The organism is Gemmatimonadota bacterium (assembly GCA_016704275.1).
Lineage (GTDB): Bacteria > Gemmatimonadota > Gemmatimonadetes > Gemmatimonadales > GWC2-71-9 > Palsa-1233.
Map to the genome: position 1 here is coordinate 57010 of JADJAK010000001.1, position 26563 is coordinate 83572.

General features: G+C 68.2%; 21 protein-coding genes. 5 read left to right on the top strand and 16 right to left on the bottom strand.

What is annotated here, in order from left to right:
- Positions 1 to 13: 13 nt before the first annotated feature.
- The 7 genes from IPG05_00355 to IPG05_00385 all read right to left on the bottom strand — a co-directional run bounded on the left by IPG05_00355 (position 14) and on the right by IPG05_00385 (position 8469).
- The gene (locus tag IPG05_00355) at positions 14 to 2467 is read right to left on the bottom strand and encodes a leucine--tRNA ligase (protein ID MBK6493550.1); all 2454 of its coding nucleotides are present in this window, start codon (positions 2465 to 2467) and stop codon (positions 14 to 16) included.
- A gap of 296 nt (positions 2468 to 2763) precedes the next feature.
- The gene (locus IPG05_00360) at positions 2764 to 3573 is read right to left on the bottom strand and encodes a hypothetical protein (GenBank protein MBK6493551.1); all 810 of its coding nucleotides are present in this window, start codon (positions 3571 to 3573) and stop codon (positions 2764 to 2766) included.
- 94 nt (positions 3574 to 3667) lie between these two features.
- Positions 3668 to 4870: a hypothetical protein gene (locus IPG05_00365; protein ID MBK6493552.1), complete on the bottom strand. Its 1203-nt coding sequence runs from the start codon at positions 4868 to 4870 to the stop codon at positions 3668 to 3670.
- A gap of 116 nt (positions 4871 to 4986) precedes the next feature.
- Positions 4987 to 5571: a DUF502 domain-containing protein gene (locus tag IPG05_00370; protein ID MBK6493553.1), complete on the bottom strand. Its 585-nt coding sequence runs from the start codon at positions 5569 to 5571 to the stop codon at positions 4987 to 4989.
- Positions 5572 to 5598: 27 nt separating this feature from the next.
- Positions 5599 to 6669 (bottom strand): alanine--glyoxylate aminotransferase family protein, encoded by a 1071-nt coding sequence (locus IPG05_00375; GenBank protein MBK6493554.1) that lies wholly within the window; start codon positions 6667 to 6669, stop codon positions 5599 to 5601.
- Positions 6666 to 7295: a cysteine hydrolase gene (locus IPG05_00380; protein ID MBK6493555.1), complete on the bottom strand. Its 630-nt coding sequence runs from the start codon at positions 7293 to 7295 to the stop codon at positions 6666 to 6668. The genes IPG05_00375 and IPG05_00380 overlap by 4 nt, the downstream gene beginning before the upstream one ends.
- Before the next feature lie 109 nt (positions 7296 to 7404).
- The gene (locus IPG05_00385) at positions 7405 to 8469 is read right to left on the bottom strand and encodes a quinolinate phosphoribosyl transferase (GenBank protein MBK6493556.1); all 1065 of its coding nucleotides are present in this window, start codon (positions 8467 to 8469) and stop codon (positions 7405 to 7407) included.
- Positions 8470 to 8640: 171 nt separating this feature from the next.
- Between IPG05_00385 and IPG05_00390 the strand changes: the two genes are divergently transcribed.
- Together IPG05_00390 and IPG05_00395 are read left to right on the top strand one after the other, a co-directional pair.
- Positions 8641 to 9672: a N(4)-(beta-N-acetylglucosaminyl)-L-asparaginase gene (locus IPG05_00390; protein MBK6493557.1), complete on the top strand. Its 1032-nt coding sequence runs from the start codon at positions 8641 to 8643 to the stop codon at positions 9670 to 9672.
- On the top strand, positions 9669 to 10883 hold the full coding sequence (locus IPG05_00395) for a hypothetical protein (protein MBK6493558.1): 1215 nt from the start codon (positions 9669 to 9671) through the stop codon (positions 10881 to 10883). The genes IPG05_00390 and IPG05_00395 overlap by 4 nt, the downstream gene beginning before the upstream one ends.
- Positions 10884 to 10999: 116 nt before the next feature.
- Here IPG05_00395 and IPG05_00400 read toward each other — a convergent pair whose 3' ends face one another.
- Positions 11000 to 12142, bottom strand: a complete 1143-nt coding sequence (locus tag IPG05_00400) for a saccharopine dehydrogenase NADP-binding domain-containing protein (protein MBK6493559.1) — start codon at positions 12140 to 12142, stop codon at positions 11000 to 11002.
- An 85-nt stretch (positions 12143 to 12227) separates the two neighbouring features.
- On the opposite strand from IPG05_00400, the gene IPG05_00405 reads away from it, so the two are divergent.
- The 3 genes from IPG05_00405 (at position 12228) to IPG05_00415 (ending at position 15818) form a co-directional block, all read left to right on the top strand.
- Positions 12228 to 12842, top strand: coding sequence for a TetR/AcrR family transcriptional regulator (locus tag IPG05_00405; GenBank protein MBK6493560.1), 615 nt, complete (start codon positions 12228 to 12230; stop codon positions 12840 to 12842).
- A gap of 3 nt (positions 12843 to 12845) precedes the next feature.
- On the top strand, positions 12846 to 14969 hold the full coding sequence (locus tag IPG05_00410; protein ID MBK6493561.1) for a cation:proton antiporter: 2124 nt from the start codon (positions 12846 to 12848) through the stop codon (positions 14967 to 14969).
- A 69-nt stretch (positions 14970 to 15038) separates the two neighbouring features.
- Positions 15039 to 15818, top strand: coding sequence for a hypothetical protein (locus IPG05_00415; GenBank protein MBK6493562.1), 780 nt, complete (start codon positions 15039 to 15041; stop codon positions 15816 to 15818).
- A gap of 25 nt (positions 15819 to 15843) precedes the next feature.
- Here the strand turns inward: IPG05_00415 and IPG05_00420 are convergent, their stop codons facing one another.
- The 8 genes from IPG05_00420 to ftcD all read right to left on the bottom strand — a co-directional run bounded on the left by IPG05_00420 (position 15844) and on the right by ftcD (position 26471).
- Entirely contained in the window at positions 15844 to 16560 is a 717-nt protein-coding gene (locus IPG05_00420; protein MBK6493563.1) for a hypothetical protein, read from the bottom strand.
- A complete protein-coding gene (locus tag IPG05_00425; protein MBK6493564.1) occupies positions 16560 to 17309 on the bottom strand; it encodes a hypothetical protein in 750 nt (249 codons plus the stop codon). The genes IPG05_00420 and IPG05_00425 overlap by 1 nt, the downstream gene beginning before the upstream one ends.
- A 103-nt stretch (positions 17310 to 17412) precedes the next feature.
- Positions 17413 to 18345 carry a hypothetical protein gene (locus tag IPG05_00430; GenBank protein MBK6493565.1) on the bottom strand — a complete coding sequence of 311 codons (933 nt, stop codon included), beginning with the start codon at positions 18343 to 18345 and terminating at the stop codon, positions 17413 to 17415.
- Between the two features lie 118 nt (positions 18346 to 18463).
- Positions 18464 to 19885: a beta-lactamase family protein gene (locus tag IPG05_00435; GenBank protein ID MBK6493566.1), complete on the bottom strand. Its 1422-nt coding sequence runs from the start codon at positions 19883 to 19885 to the stop codon at positions 18464 to 18466.
- Between the two features lie 181 nt (positions 19886 to 20066).
- Positions 20067 to 21599, bottom strand: a complete 1533-nt coding sequence (gene hutH, locus IPG05_00440; GenBank protein MBK6493567.1) for a histidine ammonia-lyase — start codon at positions 21597 to 21599, stop codon at positions 20067 to 20069.
- Positions 21596 to 22822, bottom strand: coding sequence for an imidazolonepropionase (locus IPG05_00445; GenBank protein ID MBK6493568.1), 1227 nt, complete (start codon positions 22820 to 22822; stop codon positions 21596 to 21598). The genes hutH and IPG05_00445 overlap by 4 nt, the downstream gene beginning before the upstream one ends.
- A 25-nt stretch (positions 22823 to 22847) precedes the next feature.
- Complete coding sequence (hutU, locus tag IPG05_00450; GenBank protein ID MBK6493569.1) at positions 22848 to 24506, bottom strand: urocanate hydratase; 1659 nt, start codon at positions 24504 to 24506, stop codon at positions 22848 to 22850.
- Between the two features lie 315 nt (positions 24507 to 24821).
- A complete protein-coding gene (gene ftcD / locus IPG05_00455) occupies positions 24822 to 26471 on the bottom strand; it encodes a glutamate formimidoyltransferase (GenBank protein ID MBK6493570.1) in 1650 nt (549 codons plus the stop codon).
- Positions 26472 to 26563 lie beyond the last annotated feature (92 nt).

Consider the following 26563-nt stretch of genomic DNA (forward strand, 5'->3'; position numbering starts at 1 on the left):
GTCGATGATCGATTCAGCCCGCCACCACAAACGACAGCATCCGCCCCGGCACCCAGATCACCTTCTTGATTTCGCCGGCGAGGTACTTCGCCACCGCCGGATCGGCCTCGGCGGCCGCGCGCACCGCCGCCTCGTCGGCACCGCGCGCGATCGTCACGCTGCCGCGCGTCTTGCCGTTCACCTGCACGGCGACGGTGATGGTGTCTTCAATCGTCAGCGCCGGGTCGTAGTTCGGCCAGGTCGAGTCGAAGATCGTGGTCTTGTGGCCGAGGCGTTCCCAGCACTCTTCGGCGAAGTGCGGCGCGAACGGCGCGGTCATCTGCACCAATTCGCTCACCAGGGTGCGCTCGGCGCAGTTCTGGTCGCGAAGGACGTTCACCAGTTCCATCAGCGCCGCGATCGCGGTGTTGTAGCGAAGCTGCTCGATCTCCTCGGCCACGCGCTGCTTGACCTGGTGCCACTTGATCAGGACCTCGCGGCGAATCTCGGCGTCCTTGCAGTCCGGATCGGTCGCCAGCGTGACCAGGTCCCAGACCTTGTCGAGGAAACGGCGCGGCCCCGAGATGCCGGCGTCGCGGAAGTCGCCGCCTTCCTGGAAGGGGCCGAGGAACATCAGGTAGGTACGGAAGGTGTCCGCACCCCACTTGTCGATGTACTGGTCGGGGACGACGACGTTGCCCCGTGACTTCGACATCTTGGCGCCGTCCTTCACGATCAGGCCGTGCGCGCGGAACTTCCGGAACGGCTCCTCGAAGTCGAGCATTCCGGCGTCGTGCAGCACCATGGTGATGAAGCGCGAGTAGAGCAGGTGGAGCACGGCATGCTCGTTCCCGCCGATGTAGCTCGCGACCGGCAACCACTTCTTCGTGCGCTCCAGGTCGAACGGCCGATCGGTCAGCTCGCTGCTCGGGTAGCGCAGGAAATACCACGCCGAGTCGAGGAAGGTGTCGGAGACGTCCGTCTCCCGTCGCCCCTGCTTGCCGCAGGTGGGGCAGGGGACGAAGTACCACTCGGCATGGCGCGCCAGCGGCGACACCCCCGAGTCATCGGGACGGAAGTCGTCGATCGCCGGCAACACCACCGGCAGGTCGGCCTCGGGCACCGGCACCGGGCCGCAGTCGTCGCAGTAGATGATCGGGATCGGCGGGCCCCAATACCGCTGGCGCGAGATGCACCAATCGTAGAGGCGATACTGCACCGTCTCCTTCCCACTGCCGCGCGACGCGAGCCACGAGGTGATCGCCGCCTTGGTGTCCATCGGCGTGCGCCCGTCGAACTCGCGCGAATTCACCATCCGGCTGTCGGCATCAACGCCGGTATACGCGGCCTCGAGCGGCGTCCCGGCATCGTCGCCAGGGCCGGCGATGACGCGGACAATCGGCAGCGCGAACTTGGTGGCGAACGCAAAGTCGCGCTCGTCGTGCCCGGGGACCGCCATGATGGCGCCCGTGCCGTAGTCCATCAACACGTAGTCGGCGATCCACACCTGGACCTGCGCGCCGGTCGCCGGGTTCAGCGCAGTGCTGCCGGTGAAGACCCCGGTCTTCTCCTTGTCGCCGACCTTCCGCGTCACCACATCCTGCGCCGCCGCCTGGGCCCGATACGCCTCGACCGCGCCGCGCTGCGCGTCGGTGGTGAGTGCGTCGACCAACGGATGCTCGGGAGCGAGCACGAGGAAGGTCGCACCGAAGAGCGTGTCGGGGCGCGTGGTGTAGACGGTGATCCCCGAGCTCGACGGATCGCTGGCGCGGAAGGTGACCTCGGCGCCGTGCGAGCGGCCGAGCCAGTTCTTCTGCGCCATGACCGTGGTGTCCGACCAATCCATCTTGGTCGGATCATCGAGGTTGTTCAGCAACCGCTCGGCGTAGTCGGTGATCCGGAAGTACCACTGTTCCAGGACGCGCTGTTCCACGATGGTGCCGCAACGCTCGCAGGCCCCGGCAATCACCTGCTCGTTGGAGAGCACCGTCTTGCAGCTCGGGCACCAGTTGACCGCGCCGTTCTTCTTGTAGGCGAGCCCCTGCTTGTAGAGCTGCAGGAAGACCCACTGGGTCCACTTGTAGTAGGACGGCTCGGTGGTCGACAGGACGTTCCGCCACGGGAACATCCCCCCCATCCGCGTCAGCTGGCGGGTGAAGTTGGCGATGTTGCGCGGAATCAACTCGGCCGGGTGCACCCCAACCTTGATGGCGAAGTTCTCGGAATGGATCCCGAAGGCGTCGAAGCCGATCGGCTCGAACACCTGGTAGCCCTGCATCCGCTTGAACCGGCCGAAGACATCGGCGCCCGTGAACGCGAAGAGATTCCCCACGTGCAGCCCTTCGGCCGACGGATAGGGGAACATCATCAGATTGTAGAAGGGCCGCTCGGCGCGGTCGAGATCCGGCTCATTGGTGCGCTCAGCCGCCCACCGCTCACGCCACTTGGTCTCGATCGCTTCGGGCAGGTACTTGTCGGGCTCGGACATCCTGGGACTTTCCGGGGTTCAGGTAGAGCCCGGAAAGCTAATGGTGGGGGGGGGAGGGGGGTAAACGGTGGACGGGGCCGGTGAGGGGTGAGGGGGCGTTGTCATCCTGAGCGAAGTCCGCGAAGCGGACGAAGTCGAAGGACCTCTCCCCGCGCGCACCGGAAAGAGGTCCTTCGACTCCGCGACGGGTTCCCCGTCGCTTCGCTCAGGATGACAACGTCCAGCCACCCCTCACCGCTCACCCAGCGCGGCTGGAGGCCGCGCCCCGTTCACCGTTCACCGTTCACCCGCTGTTTTCAGCCGTTCGGCCGCCGCTGCGCCGTCCGGTTGCCGAGGTTCAGTGTGAACGCCTCGCCATTGACCGTGGCCGTCGGCGTCGCGGTGCCGTTGAAGGTGATGATCACGGTGCGAGTGACCGGCGTGCCGCCCTCGGGGGTCACGGTGATCACCCGCGTCACGGTGCCCGACGTCGGCCACGGGGCAACGCCCTCGGCGCGCACCGGCACGACGACGTCGACGAAGGTCGCCGTCTCCGCCATGTCGTACGAGCGGTTGTTGCCGGCCTCATTGATCCGCGACCGCGAGGCGGCGCCCGTCGCCGTGCCGTTGGTGGTGCGGCTGGTCTCGGTGCCGAGGAGGCCGGTGTGGACGAAGTTGCGGGTGCGGCTGATGGTCGCGGTCCAGGGGCCGCGGGTCACGTCACCCTGCAGCGTGGCGGCGACTTCGATCTTGGCCGTGAGCAGCGCGTCGTAGGCCTGCTGCACCGCATTCTGGCCGTCGTAGAAGGCCACCGTCCGCGTGATGGTCAGGCCGTTGGCGCTGTTCGGGGGGCAGGAGAAGCGCCCGCCGCCGAAGCCGCAGCCCGTGACGTTGCCCGGACCGATCGGCGGAGTCATCCCGTCCAACAGGTTCACGGTGAAGTTGCCATTCAAGCCGTTGAGCCCGGCCATGACGTCGACGTCCTCCGCCGTCGCGTCGGCCGAGACCGTGGCGACGTCACTGGAGATGCGCGAGGCGAGGATCCCGGTGTCGTCCGTGCCGGTCGGGGAATCACTGCAGGCGGCCAGGGCCAGGAGGGCGGTGCAGGCAAAGAGCGTGGAGCGCATGGCGGTCATCCTTGTTGAGGCTGTGAAAGCTGTGACGTTCCAAGTATCGGGGGTCACACCGGATGACGGAGGGGAACGTGGGGTGTTAACTGCCTCATCGCAGCGGGACTCGGACGACCCGGATCGGGTCGAGTATCTCCCCAGGACGGACGGTCCCGTCCGGCAGAAAGCGCCGGGACTGGGTGTTCACGATGTACAGGAGCGACATGCCATCCAGGGCCGCAGTGGTCATCCCCGCAAACTGCGGATGATAGCGTTCTATCAACTCGGCGCTGGTGATCTTCGCCCCGCTCTGGTCGAGCCTCAGCCGGACCACTCTCCCTGGGTGGAGGCCATTCTGGATCCCCACCAATCCCCCGTCATACCAATACAATCCATCGAAGGAGGCGGTGACGACTGGCACGGCGCTGGTGAGCGGCCGGACCCGACCGTCGCCTGTGCTCACGACCTGGATGTCGTGCCAGCTCCCGACGTACAGCTGGCGCCCGGTCGGGTCGACCGCGATCCCATTTGCCTCTGGCACGGACCCTGGTGCCGTGAACCGGCGCAGCGATCGGTCGCTGGAGGGGATCACCCACACGGCTCCCTCGGTCGTGTTGGTGGCGAACACATCGCCGTTCGGGGCAACGACCAGATCATTGAACGCCCCCGTCACCGGGCCGTGGACTGCCAGAAGGCGTCCGGACACGATGTCATACTGATGAATCGAGCCGCCATGAACGGTGGGGTCACCAAGGGCTTTGGGGTCGTCTACGGTGGCCCAGAGATGCCGGCGGCCCGAATCCACGCGAATCCCGACCACGACTCGCGCCGAAGCATCTGGCGGAATCCGCATGAAATCGCTCGCCGCGCCGAGCGAGTCGACGCGCACGATCTTGCCCTTGAAGGAGCCGACGAAGGTGGCACGGCTTATCGGGTCGAAGGCGATCCCTTCGGGGTGCAGGTCGCGTTCAGGGATTTCGAACGCGAGGGCGCTCCGTACCAGCGGTGGCTGCGCCGCGCGAATGCGCGTCACAATCTCCTCGTACCGCGCGTCGCCGTGCAGTGACCAGAAGCCGCGATAGAAGCTCGGATCGAGATCGCCCGGAGCACGACTCACGGCGTCGAGGTAGCGCAAGGCGCCGTCTGCCCGTCCCTCACTCGCCTCAAGCGCTGCAAGCCGGAAGAGAACAACCGCATCATTGGGGCGCTCGCGCAGCCTCGCTTCCAAGTCGCCACGCGACGGCGACTGCGCGGCAACCCGCTGTGCTGGGCAGCACAGCGACACGAGCAATGCGATGGGGAGGAGGGAGCGCACGACGACTCCTGGACAGAAGAATCCTACCGACGGAGTCAAGGTACCAGTGCGCGCGCGTGCCGACTCCACTCGCGTGGCATCCTTACGACGCCCTGACGTCTCCGGGCGCGTCTGCCTCAGCGGACCAATGTTGCCGGGTGCGCGTCGGTCTGGGATCCGCCACCAGTGACGCCGCCGGACACGATGAAGCTCATCACGTCGGAGGAGTCGCCTTCGATCGTCACGACCCGATCGGCAGGGACGAGGACGAGGTTGCCCGCGATGTTATAGGACTGCGGGAGGTAAACGGCCACGTGGCCGGGCAAGCCCAGCCGCGCCACGTCGTCGGCGGTGACGAAGCCGAGGAACCAGAGGTCGAGCTTCGGGTCGGGTTGGACCCGCACCGCCTTGTTGAAGCGACGCTTGTTGCCGACAAAGGCGCCCATCAGGTCCTTCGCCGCGGAGTAGAGCAGGCGGAAGAGCGGTAGCCGCTCGAAAAGCTGGTCGAGGGTCGCGAGCGCGGCGCGGGTGACGACGTTGGTCGCCAGAGCACCGATGATGGTGATCATCGCCATCACCACCAGCAGCCCGACACCAGGAATGGCGAGGCCGAGCCAGCCATCGACCCACGATACCGCCTGCCAGGCCACATAGACCGTCAGCACCACCGGCAGGGTGATCGCCACGCCGCGCACAAAGTTGCGCGCGACAAAGCGAAGCATGGGCTTGATACCTTCACTGTCCATGGGTCAGAGCCTCGGCTCGAGAACGGCAAGGAGGGCGTCAAGCTCCGCGAGGGTGCGGTCGCCCATGTGTCCGATGCGGATGACGGTGTCGCGCTCCTCGCCCTTCCCGGTGGCGATTTGCCAGCCCAGCCCATCCAGGGTGCGGACCAGGTCGTCGGCGCTCCTTCCCTGGCGGAGGCGGAGCGCGGAGACGGTGTCGGCGCGTCGTCCGGGTGGGGCCATGAAGTGGCAGCGACCATGGCCGGCCACCCACTCCTCGACGCGCGCACGCATCGCCTGATGGCGCCCGTATCGTGCCGCGAGACCTTCGACGGCGATACGCGCCAGCTGCGCATCCAGTGCGTGGACGACCGGCAGCGACGGCGTCTGGGGAAAGCGCCCGGCCACCGCGTCCGCATGCAACGACACCGGATCAAGATAGAGGCCGCGTCCCTCCACGGCGTCGGCGCGTCGCAGGAAGCGCTCCGAGGCCACCGCGAAGGCCACACCGGTCGGGACGCCGAGGGCCTTCTGGGTGGTGCCGAGGAAGAAGTCGGCGCCCCAGCGGTCGGGATCGACCACCATGCCGCCCACCGACGAGACGCCGTCGACGATGGTGACGATGTTGCCGAGCGTCCGCAACAGTCGCAGCAGCTCGCTGACCGGCTGCACCACACCGGTCGACGTCTCCACGTGGACGAGCGACACGGCGTCGACCGGCGGCCCGTCGAGTGCGAGGGCAAGGAGTTCCGGCTCGAGCGCCTCGCCATGGGGCACATGCAGCCTGATCACCTCTTTGTCACAGCGCTCCGCGATCCGCGCGAAGCGCTCCGAGAAGTGGCCGGTGATGACGCAGAGGATCCGCTCCTCGACTCCGGCGCGGATGGCGGCTTCCATCATCGCGGTCGCCGAGCCGGTCACCGTCATCACCGGCCGCCGGCTCTGCAGGATGTCGCCAAGCCCGTGCTGCACGCGCGCCAGCATCGCCTCGGCGGCCGCCGAACGGTGCCCGATCGCGGGGTGCACCATCGCCTGCGCGACGTCCGGATGGACCTCGACCGGTCCGGGTAGGAAGAAGCGCCCGGTGGTGGTCACGCCAGCAGTTGCTCGCAGGTCATGACCTGGATGCCGCGGGTCGCCCATTCCGACAGCAACGCGCGACCGTGCCCCGCATCCAGCGCCGCGACGGCGTCCCTCACCACGATCAGGTCGGCATCGGGGGCGAGTCGTCGGAGTCCATCGACGGCCGCGACGACGCAGACGTCCGTCGCCACGCCGTACACCACGATGCGAGTCGGCGCCAACGCGGCGAGCACCGTCGCGGCGTTCGGATTCCAGCGGAAGACATCGGTGCCCGGCTTGAGGATCAGGATGTCGCCCTCGTGCGCGCGGACTGCCGCCGCCAGCGCGTCGGCGTCATGCGGCACGGCATGCACGCTGAGCGGCGCGCGGAGCGTGGTCTCCACCACCTTCAATTGCCCGGCGGTGCCGCGCATGCAGTGCGGTGGGTAGGTCGTCTTCCAGTCCGGGACGCGGCTGATCTCGGCATGCCCCAGGTCGTGGTCATCGGCGGTGGCCACGATGCGGATCCCGTGGGCGTGCGCGTGCTGCGTCAGCCGCGCGAGGACCGGCAACACCGACTCCGCTCCGGGGACGGCGAGGAGACCGTCGGCGGCAATGAAGTCGTGTTGGGTGTCGACGTCCCAGTAGATCTCGGTCATGTCGGGGTCCTGGGGGCTAGAGGTCGTAGGTCATAGGTCGTAGGTCATAGGTCGACCGAGTCCGGATTCCTTACACGACTTACGACTTACGACCTACGACTTACGACTTTCACTCCACCACCGACAACCGCGGATTCTCCCGCCACTCCCGCCCCACCTTCGCGCACGGCGTGCCATCCACTCGCACCACATCGGCGGTGAAGTCGAAGCGCCCCTGGAAGAGCGACGAGCCGACGCCGTAGCTGTCGACGGGGACGCCGAGCTGCTCGAACTCACGGATCTTCTCGACCGTGAAGCCGCCGGAGACGATGATGCGCACGTGCTGGTGGCCGGCCGCATCGAGGGCATCCCGGACGTTGTGCACCAGCTGCGGGGTGACTCCGGTCGGCTTGACGCGTCCCATCTGCGGAATCATGGAGCGATCGACCAGCATCTCGCTGGTGTCGAGCCGGACGCCGAAGAGGCTGGAGCCGAGGGCGTTGGCGAGGGCGAGCGAGGTACCGACGCAGTCGTTCTCGAAATCGACCAGGGAGACGAGGCGGATGTCGTCACTCATGTGCTCGAGGAACTTCCGCGCGGCGAGGACCGTGTCGCCGCCGTACGCCGCGATCAATCCGTGCGGGACGGTGCCGACTCCCTCGCTGCCCCACCACGACGCCTGGGCATCGGTCGAGACCCCGATGGCGCCGGCGATATGCGCCGCGTAGCCGTCACCGGTCTGCACCAGCCAGTGGTCGTGGCGCGCCGGGAAGAACATCACGTCCTTGGGGTGGGCGGCCTCGACCACCCGGCGCGTGTTGGTGCCGACGCGGGTGCGTCGTGCGAGCACGCCGAGGTAGAGCGTCTCAAGGTGAGCGAAGTCGGCGTACGCGCCCTCGATCTCGAGCACCACTTCCCAGGGGACGATGGCATCGCCGTCATGCAGGGCGCGCACCGTCATCCCCTGCCAGTTGTCGCTGCAGAGCTTGAGGATGGCGATCGCCTCGTCGATCCCGCCGAGAAACGCTTCGCTCTTGCCGAAGACCTGGACGGTCACGCGGGGGGAGTAGTCGTCGTTCAGCAGGATGTCGCGCGCGCGAACGAAGTATTTGTCGGAGTAGTAGCCGGCCCGCATCTTCTCGACCGGGAGATTGAAGATCGCCGGGTCGAGGCGGGGGCGGTGAGGAGGGGTCATGGTTGAAATCTGGCGGCAGGGGGGGGAACGTGAAAGGTGAACGGGGCGGAGTAACCCGTGACCCGTGACCCGTGACCCGTGGTCACAGGTGACGGGTCACTGGTCGCCCAGTCTGCCGTTCACCCCTCCCCCTCTTATCATTGAAGTCTCACCTCCACTGGAGCTCCCCGCATGTCCGATACCCCGCTCTCCCGCCGCACCTTCCTCGGCACCGCTGGCGCCGTGGTCGCCGGGACGGCCCTGACGCCGAAGCAGGTCGTGGCCGCGCCGGCGATTCTGCGGAGCCGCTTCGCTGCTCCGGTCGCGATTGCGTCGTCCAACGGATTGCGCGGGGTGGCGCGTGCGGTCGAATTGGTGCTGAAGGGGACCGACACGCTTGATGCCGGCATCGAAGGGGTGAAGATCCAGGAGCTCGATCCTTCGGACCAGTCGGTGGGCTACGGCGGATTGCCCAACGAGGAGGGCGTGGTGCAGCTCGATGCCTCGTGCATGCATGGCCCCACCAAGCGTGCGGGGGCCGTGGGCGCGCTCGAGGGGATCAAGACGCCGAGCGAGATCGCGCGACTGGTGATGAAGTACACGCCGCACATCCTGCTCGTCGGCAAGGACGCGCAGCGCTTTGCCCAGTCGTTCGGCTATCAGATCGAGGATCTCCTCACGCCGCAATCGCGTGAGGCGTGGTTGCGGTGGCGCGCCTCGCGCGGGACGAGCGACAACTGGCTCGACCCGAAGCCCGGCGAGAAGATGGCGCACACCACCGGGACGATCAACATGAATGTCGTGAATGCCGCGGGAGACATCTCGTCGGTCACCACCACGAGCGGCCTGTCGTGGAAGGTGCCGGGTCGCTGTGGCGACTCGCCGATCGTCGGTGCCGGGCAGTACACCGACAACGCCATCGGCGCCGCCGGCAGCACCGGCCTCGGCGAGATGAACATCATGACCTGCGGCGGTTTCCTGACGGTCGAGTTCATGCGTCAGGGGATGAGCCCGACCGATGCGGCGCTCGCCACCCTCAAGCGCGTCGTCGCGATGACGCCGCCGAGCCTCCTCGACGAGCGCGGCCGCCCGAAGTACCAGATCCAGTTCTACGCCGTGAACAAGAAGGGGCAGTACGGCGCCGCCGCGATGACGGCGTCGCCGTTTGCGGTCTGTGACGAGAAGGGGGCGCGGATCGAGCAGTGCGCCACGCTCTACTCATGAGTCGCGGTGCGCTGCTCGCCCTCGGGTTGCTCGTCGGCCCGCTCGCCGCGCAGGAACCGGAGCCGGAGCCGGAGGCGATGCCGCCCCGCGTCTCCTATTTCCCGTACCTGACCTCGACGCCGAACGACGGCGTCTTCGGCGTGGCGCGGATCATCCGCTTTCGCCAGGCGCCTTGGGATGCACGCGTCACCAACCTGCGCGAGCACAGCCTCGACCTCGGCTTCTCGACGCGGTCCTCCTACCTGGTGCGCGGCGACTACAAGCGGCTCTGGCTCGACGAGGGGTGGCGGGCCCGGCTCCGCGTCGAGGCGACGCGGGAGTCGCATTTCGGGGCCGGCAGTGACGATGGCTTTCCCGATAGCGACGTGAACCCGATGCGTCGCACCCGACAGGATGGCTGGCTCGACGTCACCCGCCGGTTGCGCGGGCCGCTGCAGCTGGCGCTCCGTGGCGCGATCGACCGCCAGGAACTCTCCGGGCCCCCGACCGCGTTGATTGTCCGCTACCCGTCGGCGTCGCTCGACGACGGCCGGATCCCGTGCGTTACCGGGCCGTGCCCGGCCGTGTATATCCCTGCCACCATCACGCAGACCGACGCGCAACTGCGCGCCGCGCTGGTGCTCGACACGCGGGACAACGAGTACAATCCGAATCGCGGGCTGTTGCTCGAGGCCGGCGCCTTCACCGGCAGCGCTGGCGATGGCTACACCGGCGGCTACGGCATCGCGCGCGGCTGGATCTCGCCGCACCGCGGCACCCGCCTCACGGCACGCTACGCCTTCCGTGCCGTCTCGCGCACCACCGGCGTCGGCATCCAGCACGAGATCCCGGGATGGGAATCGCCGGTGACCACCTTCGGTGGCGGCACCTCGCACCGTGCGTTGCCCGTCGGCGTGCTGGTCGGCCGCGGCCTCCTCCTCGGCGGCGTCGAACTGCGCCACGAGCTGCTCGACTTCGGCGGTCTCGGCGCCATCACCATCCTCGGCTTCGTCGATGGTGGCCGCGCCTTCCAGGACCCATCGCCACTGGCCATTCCGGCGCCCGGGTCGCCCGTGCCGAGCGGCAAGCTCTCCTTCACGTTCAAGGACTGGACCTGGGGCGCCGGTGGCGGCATCGGCATCCGTGTCCTCCGGGCCGCGCAGCTGAACATCACCGCCGCCAAGGCGAATGGCGAGACGCGGTGGTATGTCGGGAGTGGGTGGAGCTGGTAACAGCGATGATCGATGGTCGATGATCGATGGTCGATGACTCCCCGCAGCGTCGCCTGCCTTTGCGTCGTCGGGAGCCAATCGATCATCGATGATCGATCATCGATCATCCGGCAATTTCACGACTCCGTAATCACCACCCCACGCGCCGCCAGTCCGCTGACGTAGCGATCATACGGCATCCCTTCATCCGGCGTCGTCACGCCCGCGCGGATCACCTGGTGGCGCACCTGGGTGAGCCCGGTGAGTGAGAGCGAGTAGCCGGTGCAGCGCATCATCGCCGAGATATGGTGGACTTCGTCGAAGTAATCGATGAGGTCGAACGTGGTGCTGTGCGGTGCGCCATTCTTCTCGCCCGAGACCACGACGCGGAGTGCCACGAGGTCGCGGCCGTTCGGCTTGGTCAGCTTCGGCGTGACGGCGGCGATGAAGGCATCGCGGGGGACGACGTCCTTCCCCTTGACCTTGATCGGCGTGAGGTCGAGGAGGCCGAGCTCGCGGATCGCCTTCATCAGGGTCGCGTGGCCGGGGTACCGGAGGGTCTTGTACTCCATCTCCTGGACCTTTCCCTCGAAGGAGAAGGCCATGGTGGAGAGGCCACCCGCGGTGTGGAACGCCTCGAGCGTCCCGATCGGCTCGGCGAAGGGGACCGGCTCGATCTCGCTCAGCGCCTCGATCGTGGTGCTCTTCCCGTCGCGGAGGATCCAGGAGGGGGTGGTGTAGTAGTCGAGCGCCCCCTCCAGCGAGTAGACGATCTGGTAGTTGAGCGGCGGTTCCGGGTGCTGCGGGAGTCCGCCGACGTAGATTCGTACCCGGTCGGTGCGATCGAGGCGCCGGATCCCCTCGGCGGCGAGGATGTTGACCATCCCCGGCGCGAGGCCGCAATCGGGCATGATCGACAGCCCCTTGGCATGGGCCTCGGCTTCGAGCTTCTTCTGCTCCATGACGATCTCGGTGTTTCCGCCGAGATCGGCGAAATGGCAGCCGCACTCGACCGCGAGCGACGCCATCGGACCGTTGAAGTAGTAGGGGATCGCGCTGAGGACGGCGTCCTGGCCCTGCATCACCGCCCGGACGGCGGCGTGGTCGGTGACGTCGAGCGTGACCAGATGGAGCCGACGATCGTCCAGCTTCGTGAGGAAGCGGGCAGCCCGCTCCGGCTGGAGGTCCGCCAGGGTCACCGCGGTGACGTCGGGGTCCTGAAGCAGATCGAAGGCGCAGGCACAGCCCTGCAGGCCGGCGCCGAGAACGAGCATCTTCATTGGGTAGTCCTCTGATTCGGGTCGAGCATTTGCCGAGCCCGAAGATAATCCGCCCCGGCACGGGGCGTTCGTCCAGCCGAGGAGCATGATGGCCGACAATGCGCCGACCACCCGCGATCGCCTGCTCGAGGCGGCTCGGGAGCTCTTCACGACCCTGGGCTACCACGCCACGACCACCCCGATCCTTGCCAAGCGGGCCGGGGTGGCCGAGGGGACCATTTACCGGCATTTCCCGTCGAAGCAGGCCCTCCTGAATGCCGCATACCAGGAGAGCCAGCGCTGGGGTGTCGCGGCCATCCGTGACGCCGTCCAGGCCGGGGGGAAGACGGCTGGCGAGCGGCTCGGGACGCTGGGCCGGACCTGGCTGGCCAACGCCGAGAGCGATCCGGCGCGGGTCCGTCTGCTGCTGAATTGGCGGCTGACCGGTGAACTCGACGACGCCTCGCGCCTGGCCGCCAACGACTTGCGGCTCGGCCTCGAGCAACTGGTGGCCGCCGGCAAGCAGGAGGGGAGCGTCCGGGCGGGGGTGGTCGAATTGTGGACCTCGGTCTGGCTCGCCCTGGTCGGCTTTGCGGCCGAGAAGATCGCGACCAAGGAGTGGTCGGCGACCCATCCGCACGCCCTCGCCACGCTCGATGCCGCCTGGGAAGCGATCGCCTGGCGTCCCATCACCACAGCGCCGCCCTCGGCCGAGAGCTGATGCATGGGTGATGGGCACGTCTTCTTGCCGACCTTCGCGCTGGTGCTCTGCACCGCCGCGATCACCACCGTCGTCTTTCAGCGGCTGAAGCAGCCAGTCATTCTCGGCTATCTGCTCGCCGGCGTGATGGTGGGACCGTACGTCACGCTGGTGCCGGTCACCGCCGATCGGGTGACCACCGAGACCCTCGCCGAGCTCGGCGTCATCCTGCTGCTCTTCTCGATCGGCCTCGAGTTCTCGATCCGCCGCCTGCTGCGCGTCGGGCCCAGCGTCGCCGTCACGGCGCTCTTCGACGTGACGATGATGGCCTTCCTCGGCCTCACGGCGGCGTATCTCCTCGGCTGGACCCCGCGCGAGGCGCTCTATACCGGCGCCCTGGTGGCGATCTCCAGCACCACGATCATCGCGAAGACCTTCGAGGATCACGGCGTCGGCCGGAAGTTGCGCGACCTCGTCTTCGGCGTGCTCATCGTCGAGGACCTCGCCGCCGTCCTCTTCATGGCCGGTCTCGCGACGCTCGGCGCGAGTGGCGGCACTAGTGGGGCAGGGCTGCTGGGCACCGCCATGCGGCTCTTCATCCTGCTGATGGTGTGGGTGGTTGGCGGGCTGCTCGTCGTGCCGAGGCTGATGCGCTTCATCGTCCGCCTCAAGCGGCCGGAGACGACCTTGGTCGCTTCCCTGGGCATCTGCTTCGCCTTCGCGCTGCTGGCCCAGTATCTGGGCTACTCCGTGGCCCTCGGCGCCTTCATCGCCGGGTCGCTGATCAGCGAATCCGGGAAGGGCCACGCCGTGATGGAACTGGTGCGCCCGGTCCGCGATGTCTTCGCCGCGGTGTTCTTCGTCTCGGTCGGCATGCTGATCCAGCCGGCACTGCTCATGGAGTATCGTGTCGCGATCCTCCTCCTCGTGGTGGTCGTCGTCGTCGGCAAGTTGGTCTCGGTGTCACTGGGCGCCTTCCTCGCGGGGCAGGGGACGCAGGGCGCGATTCAGGCCGGGATGAGCATGGCGCAGATCGGCGAATTCTCCTTCATCATCGCCTCGCTCGGTCTCGCGACCGGCGCCGTTGGGGATTTTCTCTATCCGGTGGCCGTGGCGGTCTCGGCCATCACCACGCTGCTCACCCCGTTCATGGTGCGCCAGGCACCGGCGGCGGCGAGCTATGTCGATCGGAAGCTGCCGAGGGCGCTGCAGACCTACGCCGCGCTCTACGCCACGTGGGTCGAGGAGATGCGGCGCGCCCCGGCCCGCCGCACCGCAGGCGATCGGGTCAAGGCGATGATCCGCTGGCTGCTGGTGGACACCGCCTGCGTGATCGCGGTGATCGTCGGCATGGCGATCTTCGGTGTCCGGCTCGAGGAGGAGTTCATCGCCCGGCTTGGCATCTCGGCGTCGCTGGCCCGGATCGGACTCTACGTGACTGCCGCTGCGGGATGCGCACCGTTCCTGCTTGGCATCTTCCGGATGGCCCGCGGGCTTGCGCAGCTGCTGGCCAATCTTGCCCTCCCGCGGACCACCGGCTTTGATCGAGCGGCTGCACCCAGGCGGTCGATGGTCGCGACACTCGAGATCACCATCGTCTTCCTGCTCGGCCTGCCGGTCCTGCTGGCCACCCAGCCCTTCATCTCCTCGTTCCGGGGCGTGGTTGTCTTCGGCGTGATCCTGCTGCTGATGGGGTTCGGCGCCTGGCGGAGTGCCACCAATCTGCAGGGGCATGTCGCGGCCGGTGCAGAGGTCCTGATCGAGGCGCTCCGCTCCTCGTTGCCGCCGGAGCAGGCCACGGTCGAGATGCCGACGACCGGATTGACCGGGCTCTATCCGGTCGATCCGGGTGCCGTGGATCGTCTCACGACCGCGACGCACATGCTCCCGGGAATCGGCGCGCCGACGCCGTTCCGGATGGAGCCGCACTACGCGGCGGCGGGGAAGACGCTGGCCGAAGTCGGACTGCGAGGACGGACCGGAGCGACGGTCCTGGCGATCAGTCGCGGCGGCGTCGGGATCCCGGCGCCGAGCAAGATCGAGCGCCTCGAGCCGGGGGACACGCTGGTGCTGGTCGGCACCAAAGAGGCGCTCAGGGACGCCCGGCGCATCCTGATCGGTTCGGCCTCGCAACCCGCGGTGGGGTGACAAGCCCCCACCCACCCCTCTAACATTCTTTACATGCGAAGCTTAGTGCTCGGCTCGGGTGTTCCCCTGATGATGGCCTCGGTCTGCTTCTTCACGCTGGGTTACCTGGCGTGGCTCAGGCGCGAGCGCTTCCTCATCTGGTGGCTCTTTGCGTGGGGCTTCCTCCTCACCCGACTGTCGTGGCACTTCCTCCTCCCGGCATCGGCCCCGACCGAAGGCACGGTCTTTTTCGCCGGCATGCTCCGGGTCGCCTTTGCAGGGTCCTTGCTGTCGGGCGCCCTCGAACTCCGCGGACGCCACGCGACCTGGTGGTACGTGCCGATCGCCGCGCTCTCAGTCCCCACGCTGATTCTCGGGATCACTCGCCTCGGCCTCTTGCCCGGTGTGCCGTTCAGCCTCGTGGTCATGACCAGTATCGTGCTCGCGGCCGCCTGGCAGGTGGCGAACGCGGTCCGGTTGCCGAGCCAGGAGCGATATGTCACCGCGGCGGCGATCGCCATCCATGGACTCGCCGCGGGATTGTCGCCGCGCCTCGACGACGCCGGCGTCCTCTTTTCGACGGTTACGCTGGTGGGCTGGACGGCGCAGCTGATGGTCGGATTCGGGATGCTCGCCGCCTTCTTCCGCATCGGCAACGAGCGGGACATCGCCGAGGCACGCGCGATCGGTGCCTCGCTCACGGCAGCACTTGGCAGCTTCGTCGCGGTCTGCATGCACTGCAAGTCGGTGCGGGATGATTCGCACGCGTGGCAGCAGCTGGAGTACTTTGCCGCGAAGAAGTCGGGGACCGCGATCTCGCACGGACTCTGCCCGCGCTGTGAGGAGCAGCACTACCCGGAATATCGATGATCGATGGTCGATGATCGATCATCCATCATCGTCTCCCTCCTCGCACCGCCTCCGCCGCTGCCGTTCGCATCACCGCCATCTCGTCATCCTTGATCGTCCCCTTGAAAAGATTCGGCATCGTCGCCGGATCGACGTCGAAGATCACGCCGGTGAGGACCATCGCCGCGAGCATGGCGCCGTGTTCTGAAGGGTGGAAACCATCCGGTCCGTACAGCGGCAGGGCAGGCCTGCTCGCCCACGCCGCCTGCCATGCCGCCGAGACGGGATAGAACGCCGTGCCCGCGGCGTCGGCCGCCGTCTTGTAGTTGGCCAGCGAGGCCCCCATGCCACCGCTCGCCGGCGCCCACACGGCGTAGAGTCCGGGGCGCGTGCCGTGCTTCACCGCCTCCGCAGCGAGCACGGCGCTCCAGCGGCCGAGATCGGCGCCGCTCGCCGCCATCGTCGAGGGCCCCTGCTGCATGATCAGCACGTCGTAGTGCCCCTGCTTGAGCGCCTTGGCGACCCACCCATCCTTCCAGTGATCCTCAAGCCCGACGTTGGGGAAGGCGCGCATCTCCACGCTCGGCGTTGGCCGTCCGGCGGCCTTGGCGAGTCGCTTCACGAGGTCGGGGACGTTGTGGGTGTAGGTCAGTGAATTGCCGACGAAGAGGAGCTTGAGCCCCTCCGCTGCCGGCGCCCTGGGCGTCGCGGTGCCGATCGGACCCACCAAGGCGACCAGGGCGAGCAGCCACGGTGCATGCATCAGCGCCGTCCGTAGGCGCGAACGGCCTGATCGGCGGCCTGACGCAGCTGCACGAGCTGGAGCTCGGTGATAATCGTCGGAAAGAGGTTCGGCATGGTCGATGGATCGATGTCGAAGACGAGGGCGGCAATCACCATGGCGTTGAGGGTCGCACCGTGTCGCGAGGGATGGAAGCCATCCCCGCCATACAGCGGCATCGCCTCGTCGAGACTCCATGCTTCGAGCCACGCCTGCGACGTCGGATAGAAGGCGGTCGACGACACATCGGCGGCCGTCCGGTAATGCTCGACTCCCGCCTCGTAGTTTGCTCCGACGGGTGCCGAGATGGCATAGACCCCGACACGCGTGTTGACGGCGGCCGCGGCGGTGGCGAAGGTCCGCACCCACTGGGTGAGGTGCTCGCCGCTGGCGGTCAACGTGGATGGTCCCTGTTGCAGGATCATCACGTTGTATTGGCCATCGCGCAGGTCGCGCTGTACCTGACCCTCATTCCAGTGGTCCTCCAGGGCATAGTCCCCGGCCGTCCGCGAGGTGATGATCGGGGTCGGCTTGCCCGCGGCCACGGCCAATTGCCGGACCAGCTGTGGCACGTTGTAGGTGTAGGTGAGCGAGTTGCCGACGAAGAGGACGCGCATCCCTCCGCCGACGACAGGCGGTGGCGGCGGGATCGTGGGGTTGGGCACATCGACGATGACGGGGGACGTGCACGCGAGGCTGAGCAGGGCAAGCATGTACCAAGGGGATCGCATGAGCAGCTCCACAAGAGGTTCGTGGAGCGAAATCTCTGCGGCGGGACGGCCGCGGACGAGGCGACCTGGTCAGCGTCCGGTAAGTGGGCGCTGCTCCTCGGGTTCAGGGTTCGGGGCTGCGCGCCTCCACGACCCGCAATCCACCATGCTGCCCGCGCAGCAACAGGTACTCGCCGTCGCGATCGAGCAGGACCTCGGCTTCAGGCAGGGCAATCGTGAATCGCAGTTGGCCATCGCGATCGAAGGCACGCCAGGTCGTGGCATCGCCGACCCAGGAAAAGCCGCGGGCGTCGTGCGCTGCGGCGATCGGGGCCACGAGCACGGCTCCCTCCCATCGTGCGGTCAGTACCGGCCCGCTGCCTGCACGCCGTTCCAATTGCCGGCCTCCGGCCGGAGCACGCAGCAGTGAACCGTCGCGTCCGATGGCGATCGCGCCATCCCATCCGGCTGCGGCGCGCACCGTGTCGGTCACGCTCCCGTCGCGGGCATGGTGCAACCAGGCCGCAGTTCCTGCTCCCTGCGCGAACCAGCCACCACTACGGTCGGCCGTAGCAGTCGTCGCGCCGGCGAGCCACGGCATCATGAGGGTGTCGACGACGGCGCCGAGCGAGTCGTAGCGCATGCCGCGCCCGGTGGTCTGTTCGATGGCCACCAGACCGCCATCGGCGAGTGCCGCCAGCAGCAACGGCCCGGTGAACTCGTTGGCCGCCGCTCCCTGCAAGGCGATGGCCCGGTGCTCGCCGTTCTTGTGGTCGCGGTACAGCGCGGCGTGGTCGGTCCCGCCCGAGGCGGCATACCAGACCGCGCCATCAGCGCCCAGGGCCGCTGCCCCGATGGTGCCGATCCGTGCGGTGTCGGGCGTCAACAGCCAGCGCTCGGTCAGCGCCACGGCGCCGTCGAGTCCGGGTTCGGCCGTCGTCACGAAGGTCGTGTCCGCGACGCGCGTGATGATCGGCGCCGCCGACGGTGCCGCGGAGCGTTCGCCGCAGGCCGTGAGGAGGAGCAGCGAGACAAGACGGTGGTGGCGAGAGGGCATGGCGAAGTGTAAGGGGTGAACGGTGGTACGAGTAACCAGTAACCAGTGACCAGTGACCGGTGACCAGTGACCAGCGAGGCTGATCCCCGAAGCCGGATCACTGGTTACTGGTTACTGGTCACTTCTCATTTCTCACAAACCCCACCCCCAACGCTCGATCAATGGACACTCGCGCCACGACAGGCTTCGCCCTGCCGCGCCGGACGAAGGCGATGCTGACCGGGCCGACGGTGAACGAGTCGGCGGCGACGGCACGGAGGGCGAAGCGATCCCCCGCAGTGCGCCGGAGGATGAGCGAGTCGTGCTCAACGGTGATACGCCAGCGTGCGTCGGCATCGGCGGAGGTCCAGGTGCCGACATAGTCGGTGAGCGGCCCGCGCGGCACCGGCCGGCTGGTTGCCGGCGCAGCCACCTGGCGGGTCGTGGCCGGCGGCAGCGGGGCGAGTGGCAGCAGCGTCGTGACGCTTTGGCGGACCAGCGCGGTGGCGTCAGCGTCCCCGGCGTTGCAGAGCAGTACCGCCGAAAGCTGCTGCTCCGGCCAGCGCGCCAGATAGGCGCGGTAGCCGGCCGTCGCGCCGGAATGTGCGATCTGGGTCACACCGCGCCAACGATCCATCACCAGGCCACCGCCGTAGGTGATCGGCGTGCCATCACGCAAGACACCCGGCACCTCCATCGCGGCGCTGACATCGGGCGACCCGAGACGGCGCGCCGTGAGCGCCGCATTCCACCGGAGCAGGTCATCCACGGTGGTGAGCAACCCGCCGTGCCCATGCGGATTCTCGAACGGCATGTCGAGCCGCCACTGCCCGCCGACCTTGGCGTACGCCTGCGCCCGATCCATCACGATGCGGGCATAGTCATCGCGCCAACTGGTGCGCGTCATCCCCAACGGACGGAAGAACTCGCGCGCCGAGAATTCGGCGAGTGGCGTCCCGCTGATACGCTCCACCAGCATTGCCAGCAGGGAATAGCCACTGTTGGTGTAGGAGTACTTGGCGTCCACCGGATGATTGAGCCCGTGCTGCCGTGCCAGGATGGCGAGCACATGGCCGTGATTGATGGTCCGCGTGCCACGCGGCCACCCCTCGAGCTCGGCGATCGCGCCCCAGTCGCGCAGCCCGCTGGTGTGCTGCAGCAGGTCGGTGATGGTGATGGGGGTGCCGAGGTCGGGGAGCTCCGGGAAGTACCGGCGGATGTCGTCGGAGAGGGCGAGCTGTCCGCGGGCGGCGAGCAGGTGGATCGAGGCCGCGGTGACCTGCTTCGAGACCGACCCGGCCTCGAAGATGGTCTCAACGCGGTTCGGCACGCGCTGCTCGATGGTCGCCTGCCCCCAGGCGCGACGCACCAGCGCGGCGCCACCCTGGTCGATGCCAAGGACGCAGCCGGGGGCGTCGCCCTGGTACCTGACGAAGATCGAGTCGAGGCGGGGCGCGAGGGATTGGGCGGGGAGGAAGATCGGAAATAGCAGGGCCCAGAGGGCGACGTGACCCGTGACTCGTGACCGGTGACGTGTGCGTGTCTTGCGCGATCGCTTCATCTGTGCCTCCGCTGGAGCTCGCGGCTAAAGCCGCGGCTCGGCTGATGTCGCTGAAGCGACTTGATCTCCGTGCCCGCGTGGGATTGGGTGTCGCTTCAGCGACATCAGCCGAGCCGTCGCTTTAGCGACGAGCTCCTACGTGTCGCGCGACCACACCCCGCGGCGATCATCGCGTGTCGTGCTACCTCAACTCCCCGACCGCCTTCTCCACCGCCGCCCGCAGCTTCCCGCTCGTGATGAGCAGCCGCACCGCCGCGAGGTCGCCGGTCATGATCCGATCGGCGTCGAGCGGCGGGACCACCGAGCGGATCAGCGCGACGGCGGCGCCGACACCTGGCCCGGGGACGAGTGGTGCGTGAAAGTCGAGCGCCTGCGTGGCGTTGAGCAGTTCGACGGCGATCACCCAGCGACTGTTCTCGAGAATCATTGCGCACTGCCGGGCCGCCGTGGTCCCCATCGAGACGTGGTCTTCCTGGTTGGCCGATGTCGGGATCGAGTCCACGGACGCCGGGTGTGCCAGGACCTTGTTCTCGCTGACCAGTGACGCTGCGGTGTACTGCGAGATCATCAACCCTGAATGCAGCCCGCCCTGCCGCGCCAGGAACGCCGGCAACCCGCTGACGGCCGGATCGAGCATGTGTTCCACTCGCCGCTCGGCGATGTTGGCGAGCTCGGCGATCGCGATCTTGGCGTAGTCCATCACCAATGCCACCGGCTGGCCGTGGAAGTTGCCGGCCGAGATCACCAGGTCATCCTTGGCGAAGACCAGCGGATTGTCGGTGACCGCGTTCACCTCGCGCGTGACCACCTCGGCGGCGTGTCGCAGGCCATCGCGCGAGGCACCGTGCACCTGGGGGATGCAGCGCAGTGAATAGGCGTCCTGGATCTTGTCGCAGTCGGCATGCGAGGCGTGCACCGGGGAGTTCGCGGAGATGGCGAGCACGTTCGCGGCCGTCTCGGCGGCGCCCGGATGCGGGCGCACCGCGGTGACCCGGAGGTCGAATGGCGCGCGTGATCCCTTCAGCGCCTCGAGCGACATCGCCGCCGCAATGTCGCAGGCGGTGGCGAGTTGCTGACCGTCGTACACCGTCAACGCGCCGATCGCGGTCATCGCCTGGGTGCCGTTGATGAGCGCGAGTCCTTCCTTGGCCTGGAGCGTCACCGGCGCGAGGCCGGCGGCAGCGAGTGCCTCGGCGGCCGGTCGGCGCGTGCCCTGATACTCCGCCTCACCCTCGCCGATCAGCGTCAGCGCCATGTGGGCCAGCGGGGCCAGGTCGCCACTCGCACCGACCGACCCCTGCGACGGGATCACCGGATGCACGCCGCGGTTGAGCAGCGCCAGCAGCAACTCGACGACCTCGATCCGGATTCCGCTGAATCCCTGTGCCAGCGATTGGGCGCGCAGCAGGAGCATCGCGCGGACTACTTCGGTCGAGAGCGGATCGCCCACGCCCATGGCGTGCGAGACGATCAGGTTGCGCTGCAGCTGCTGCACGTCTTCCGGTGCGATGCGCACATTGGCGAGCTTGCCGAAGCCGGTCGTGACGCCATAGACGACGCGTCCCTCGGCCACGATCCGTTCGATGAAGGCGCGGCTGGTCGCCATGCGGGCACGGGCATCGTCACAGAGCGTCACCGGCGTGCCGTGGCGCGCCACGGCGACGACATCGCTGATGGCGAGTGGCCGGCCGACGAAGAGGGGAGCAGTGGTCACGCGTGGAACTCCCGGCCGCCGAGAATCATCCGTTCGATGGGCGAACCGCCGAGGGTGTAGGGAAGGTCGCGCCAATCGGCGGAGCCGACGACGAGGAAGTCGGCGCACATTCCGACCCGGAGCCGGCCGACGCCCTCACGCTGCAACGCGGCCGCGCCGTTGGCGGTGCAGGCCGTCAGTGCCTCGGCGGGAGTCAGACCGTTGAGCCGCACGGCCAGCGCCATCGCCAGCTGCGGCGAGAAGAGCGGCGACGACCCCGGATTGCAGTCGGTCCCGACGGCGACGGCGGCACCGGCATCGATCAGTGCGCGGCCCGGCGCGGCGGGAATCCCGAGGTGCAGCGTCACCCCCGGGAGGAGGACGCCGATGGTCGGGGCGAGACCGAGGGCCATGATCTGGGGCTTGCCCGATGCTTCCAGGTGATCGACCGAGATGGCGCCATGCTCGATCGCGAGCTCGACGCCGCCGATGGCATGGAACTGGTCGACATGCGCCTTCACGGCGAGGCCGTGATCGCGGGCGCAGGAAAAGACGCGGCGCGCGTCCTCGAGCGTGAACGCCTCGCGCTCGATGAAGATGTCGACGGCCCGCGCAAGGCGCCGCTTGATCGCTTCGGGGATCAGCGTCTGCGTCACCATCTCGAGGTAGCCCGGCCGCTCCGATTCGTCGCGCGGCGGGATGTGGATCAGCAGCGTGGGGACGATGTGGGCTGGGCAATGATCATGGAGGAGGCGGATCGCCTCGAGCGAGGTGAGTTCCGCCTCGAGCGTGTAGCCGTAGCCACTCTTCACCTCGATGGTACCCGCGCCACCGTGGATCAGCGCCGCCGCGCGGGGCGCGGCGAGTGCCTCCAGGTGCGCGACCGAGGCCTCGGCTGTCCGCTGCACCGTGTGACGAATGCCACCCCCCGCTGCGAGGATCTGCTCATAGGGGATCTTCGCCGCTCGCGCCTCGAAGTCGGCGAGGCGGTCACCGGCCCAGACGATGTGCGTGTGCGAGTCGACCAGGGCGGGGACGACGGCGCGCCCACCAAGATCGGTCGTCGGCGTGGTGGCATCGTCCCATGCGCTCGCCGGGCCGATCCAGGAGATCTTCCCGTCGGTCGCCGCGATCGCCACATCGCGCTGAATCTCGAGGTCGGACATCGCGGGGCCGCGCAGCGCACCACGCCCGCCGGCCGAGACAAGCTGGGAAATGCCCGTGAAGAGATGGTCAGCGGTCATCGCTGGAATCTACCCGGCTGTTCGCTCACCGGTCGAGCGACGGCATGTCGACGCCCCGCGTGCGCGCCACGCCCTTGGCGAGCTCATAGCCGGCATCGGCGTGCCGGATCACGCCCATCGCCGGGTCGTTGGTGAGGCAGAGCCGGAGCCGCTGCTCGGCCTCGTCGCTGCCGTCGGCCACGGCCACCAACCCGCTGTGCTGCGAATAGCCCATCCCGACTCCGCCGCCGTGGTGGAACGACATCCAGCCGGCCCCGGAGGCGATCCCGGTCGCGAAGTTCAACAGCGGCCAGTCGCTGACGGCATCGGAGCCATCGAGCATCGCCTCGGTTTCGCGATAGGGTGAGGCCACGGAACCGGCGTCGAGGTGGTCGCGACCGATGACGATCGGCGCACTCACGCGGCCATCGCGCACCATCTGATTGAAGAGCAGCCCGGCCTTGTCGCGCTCGCGGTAGCCGAGCCAGCAGATGCGAGCCGGGAGCCCCTGGAAGGCGATCTTCTCGCCGGCCCAGCCGAGCCACTTCTGCAGCCGCTCGTCGTCGGGAAAGAGTTCGAGCAGCGCCTGGTCGGTTGCGGCGATGTCGGCAGGGTCGCCCGAGAGCGCGACCCAGCGGAAGGGCCCGCGCCCCTCGCAGAAGGAATCGCGGATGAACGCCGGCACGAAGCCCGGATACGCCGTCGTCGCGCCGGCGAGTCCGCCGAGCTCGGCCTGCGCGCGGAGGTTGTTGCCGTAGTCGAAGGCGATCGCGCCGCGTTCCTGCATGGTGATGATCGCCTGGACGTGCGCCACCATCGCCGCCCGCGCCCGCGCGAGGTACTCGGCCGGTTGCTTGCTGCGGAGCTCCGTCAGGTCCTCATCGGCACGCACCGGGGGCAAGTAGCCCCACATCGGATCGTGCGCCGAGGTCTGGTCAGTGACGAGGTCGGGAGTGAACCCCATCCGCACCATCTCCGGCACCACCTCCGCAGCGTTCCCCAGCAGCCCGATGGAGAGCGCTCGCTTCTCGCTTCTCGCTTCTCGCGCCATGCGCAACGCTTCGTCGAGCGATGCGGCGGTAACGTCGAGGTACCTCGTCTCCAACCGCCGCTCAATCCGGCTCTGGTCCACCTCGATGCAGATCGCCACGCCGCCCGCCAGCGTCACCGCGAGCGGCTGCGCGCCGCCCATCCCGCCGAGGCCGGCGGTGACGGTAATGGTGCCGGCGAGCGAACCGCCGAAGTGCTTGGCACCCGCCGAAGCGAAGGTCTCGTAGGTCCCCTGCAGGATGCCCTGGGTGCCGATGTAGATCCACGAACCGGCCGTCATCTGGCCGTACATCATCAGGCCGAGCTGATCGAGTCGGTCGAACTCCTCCCAGGTGGCCCACTTCGGCACGAGGTTCGAATTGGCGAGCAGGACGCGCGGCGCCATCGCGTGGGTCTTGAGCACCGCCACGGGCTTGCCGCTCTGGATCAGCAGCGTCTCGTCGTTCTCGAGCCGATCGAGCGTCGCGATGATGTCGTGGTACGCCTGCCAGTTGCGCGCCGCCTTGCCGCGGCCGCCGTAGACCACCAGCGACTCGGGATGCTCCGCCACCTCGGGATCGAGGTTGTTCATCAGCATCCGCTTGGCGGCTTCCTGGATCCAGCCTTTGGCGGTGCGATGGGGGCCGCGGGGGGCACGGAGTGGGGTGTAGGTCATCTCAGTAGCCGTAACGGAGTGAGGGGGGGGGCCCCGGGGAGTGCTCGGACCACCTGGGCTGAGTCCCCGCCGGGGGGAGGGCGTGCTCGGTACCGCTTTCTGAGCCAGAGGATCCGGCTCTCGCCCACGGACCCCGCCGTCTGGCATACCGCATTTCGCTAACCCGACGAGCGGGCGGCTGCTGCGCCGGCGGCGCCGCGGGGGGGCGCGGGGGGGCGTTAGGAGCGAGTTCAGAAACATTCCACGTCACCCGGGCGGGTAGCCCGCCATCGCGGGGGGGGACCGAGACACCGGCCTGCCGGGGCGGGGAAAACATCACATCTTCCCCCGAACCACCGCCAGCGTCTCATCCTCCAGCTGCTGCGCGCGCTGCGCCATCCCGGCGCCCTTCGCCACCAGCTCGGCGGCCTCGGCGTTGCCCTTGAGTGACGCCGCGTTGATCTGGACGTTGAGGTAGGCACCCATCACGGCGGCACGGGCACAGAGCGCGCCGACGCCGGCATCCGACACTGAACTCGGCTGTCCCTGCTCGGCCATCAGCTTGATGAGCGGCATCACGCCGAGGACGGTCTCCATCACGCGGAAGGGGATGCGCGTCGCTTCCAGCGTGGCAGTGTCGATCGCGAGGCGGCGGGCGGCCTTCTCCTCGTCGGTGCCGCGAGGCATGCCGAATCCGGCCATCACGCGGTCAAACGCGCGGGTGTCCTCGTCGACCAGGAAGAGCAGTTCCTGCACGGCACGTTGCCCCTGCTCGGCGTGATCGGAGAACTCCTGCCAGCGATGATCCCAGCCGCGCTTGTGCGACGACAGATTGGCGACCATGGTGCCGAGCGCCGCGCCAAAGGCGCCGACCGCAGCCGACACCGAACCGCCGCCCGGGGCCGCGCTCTCCGCCGCCGTCTCCGAGGCGAACTGCGCGACCGTCATCGCCACAAGGCGCGTGGCGGAAGGATCGCGGAGCAGGTACTCGATCACCCGCTCTTCGGGGTGGAACGGCGTGAGTTCGTCGAGGCCGAGGGAGCGGACGGCGATCTTCACCAGCTCCGCTTCCGAGACACCGACGGAGCGCTGCTGCTTGGCGAGGAAGTGGCGGCCCGCGTCGAGCAGACACTGTAGCGGCACCAGCCCCACCAGCTCCGAGCCGGTCACGCGCACCCCGCGTTCGGCTGCGGCGCGGCACACCTCATCAAAGGCGACGTGCACCGGGGTCACGGCGATGTCGGTGAGATTCATCGACACCTGCGCCACGCCATACTCGGCGATGTACCAGCCGATCGCCTTCACTGCCTTGAGCGTTCCGGGCTGCTGCAGCTCGCTGCCGTCGGGCTGCTTCACCGTGCGGCCGGCCTCGCGGACGTCGAACGCGACGGCATAGGCGCGGCGCGTCGAGGTGGTGTTCAGGTTCACGTTGTAGGCGACGAGGAAGTCGCGCGCGCCGATCACGGTGGCGCCGCGCTGGGCATCGAATGCCGCCGGGCCGAAGTCGGGCTTCCACTCCGGCTGGAGGATCTTCCGGGCCATCCCCTCGTACTCGCCCGCGCGGATCACGGCGAGGTTCTTCCGCTCCGGATTCGGCTGGGCTGCCTCATAGAGATAGACCGGGAGATTGAGCTCACGGCCGACGCGTTCGCCGAGCTTTCTGGCGTACTCCGCTGCTTCCGCCATCGTGATGCCACTGATCGGGACCAGCGGGCAGACATCGGTCGCGCCCATCCGCGGATGCTCGCCATGATGCTGCCGCATGTCGATCAGCTCACCGGCGATCTTGATGGCCTGGAAGGCGGCCTCAGCCACCGCGTCGGGCTCCCCGACAAAGGTCACCACGGTCCGGTTGGTCGCCTTGCCGGGGTCGACATTGAGGAGGCGGACCCCCTCGACCGCGGCGATCCGATCGGTGATCTGCTGGATGACGCGAGGGTCGCGTCCTTCGGAGAAGTTCGGAACGCACTCGAGGAGGCGGGTCATGGCCTGGGCGGGTCGGGGGAGTGCCTCAGCGGCCACCCGGGCCGCGCGAACGGGGTCAAATCTAGTCGCTGGTGAGGGGCGGGAGCGGGGAC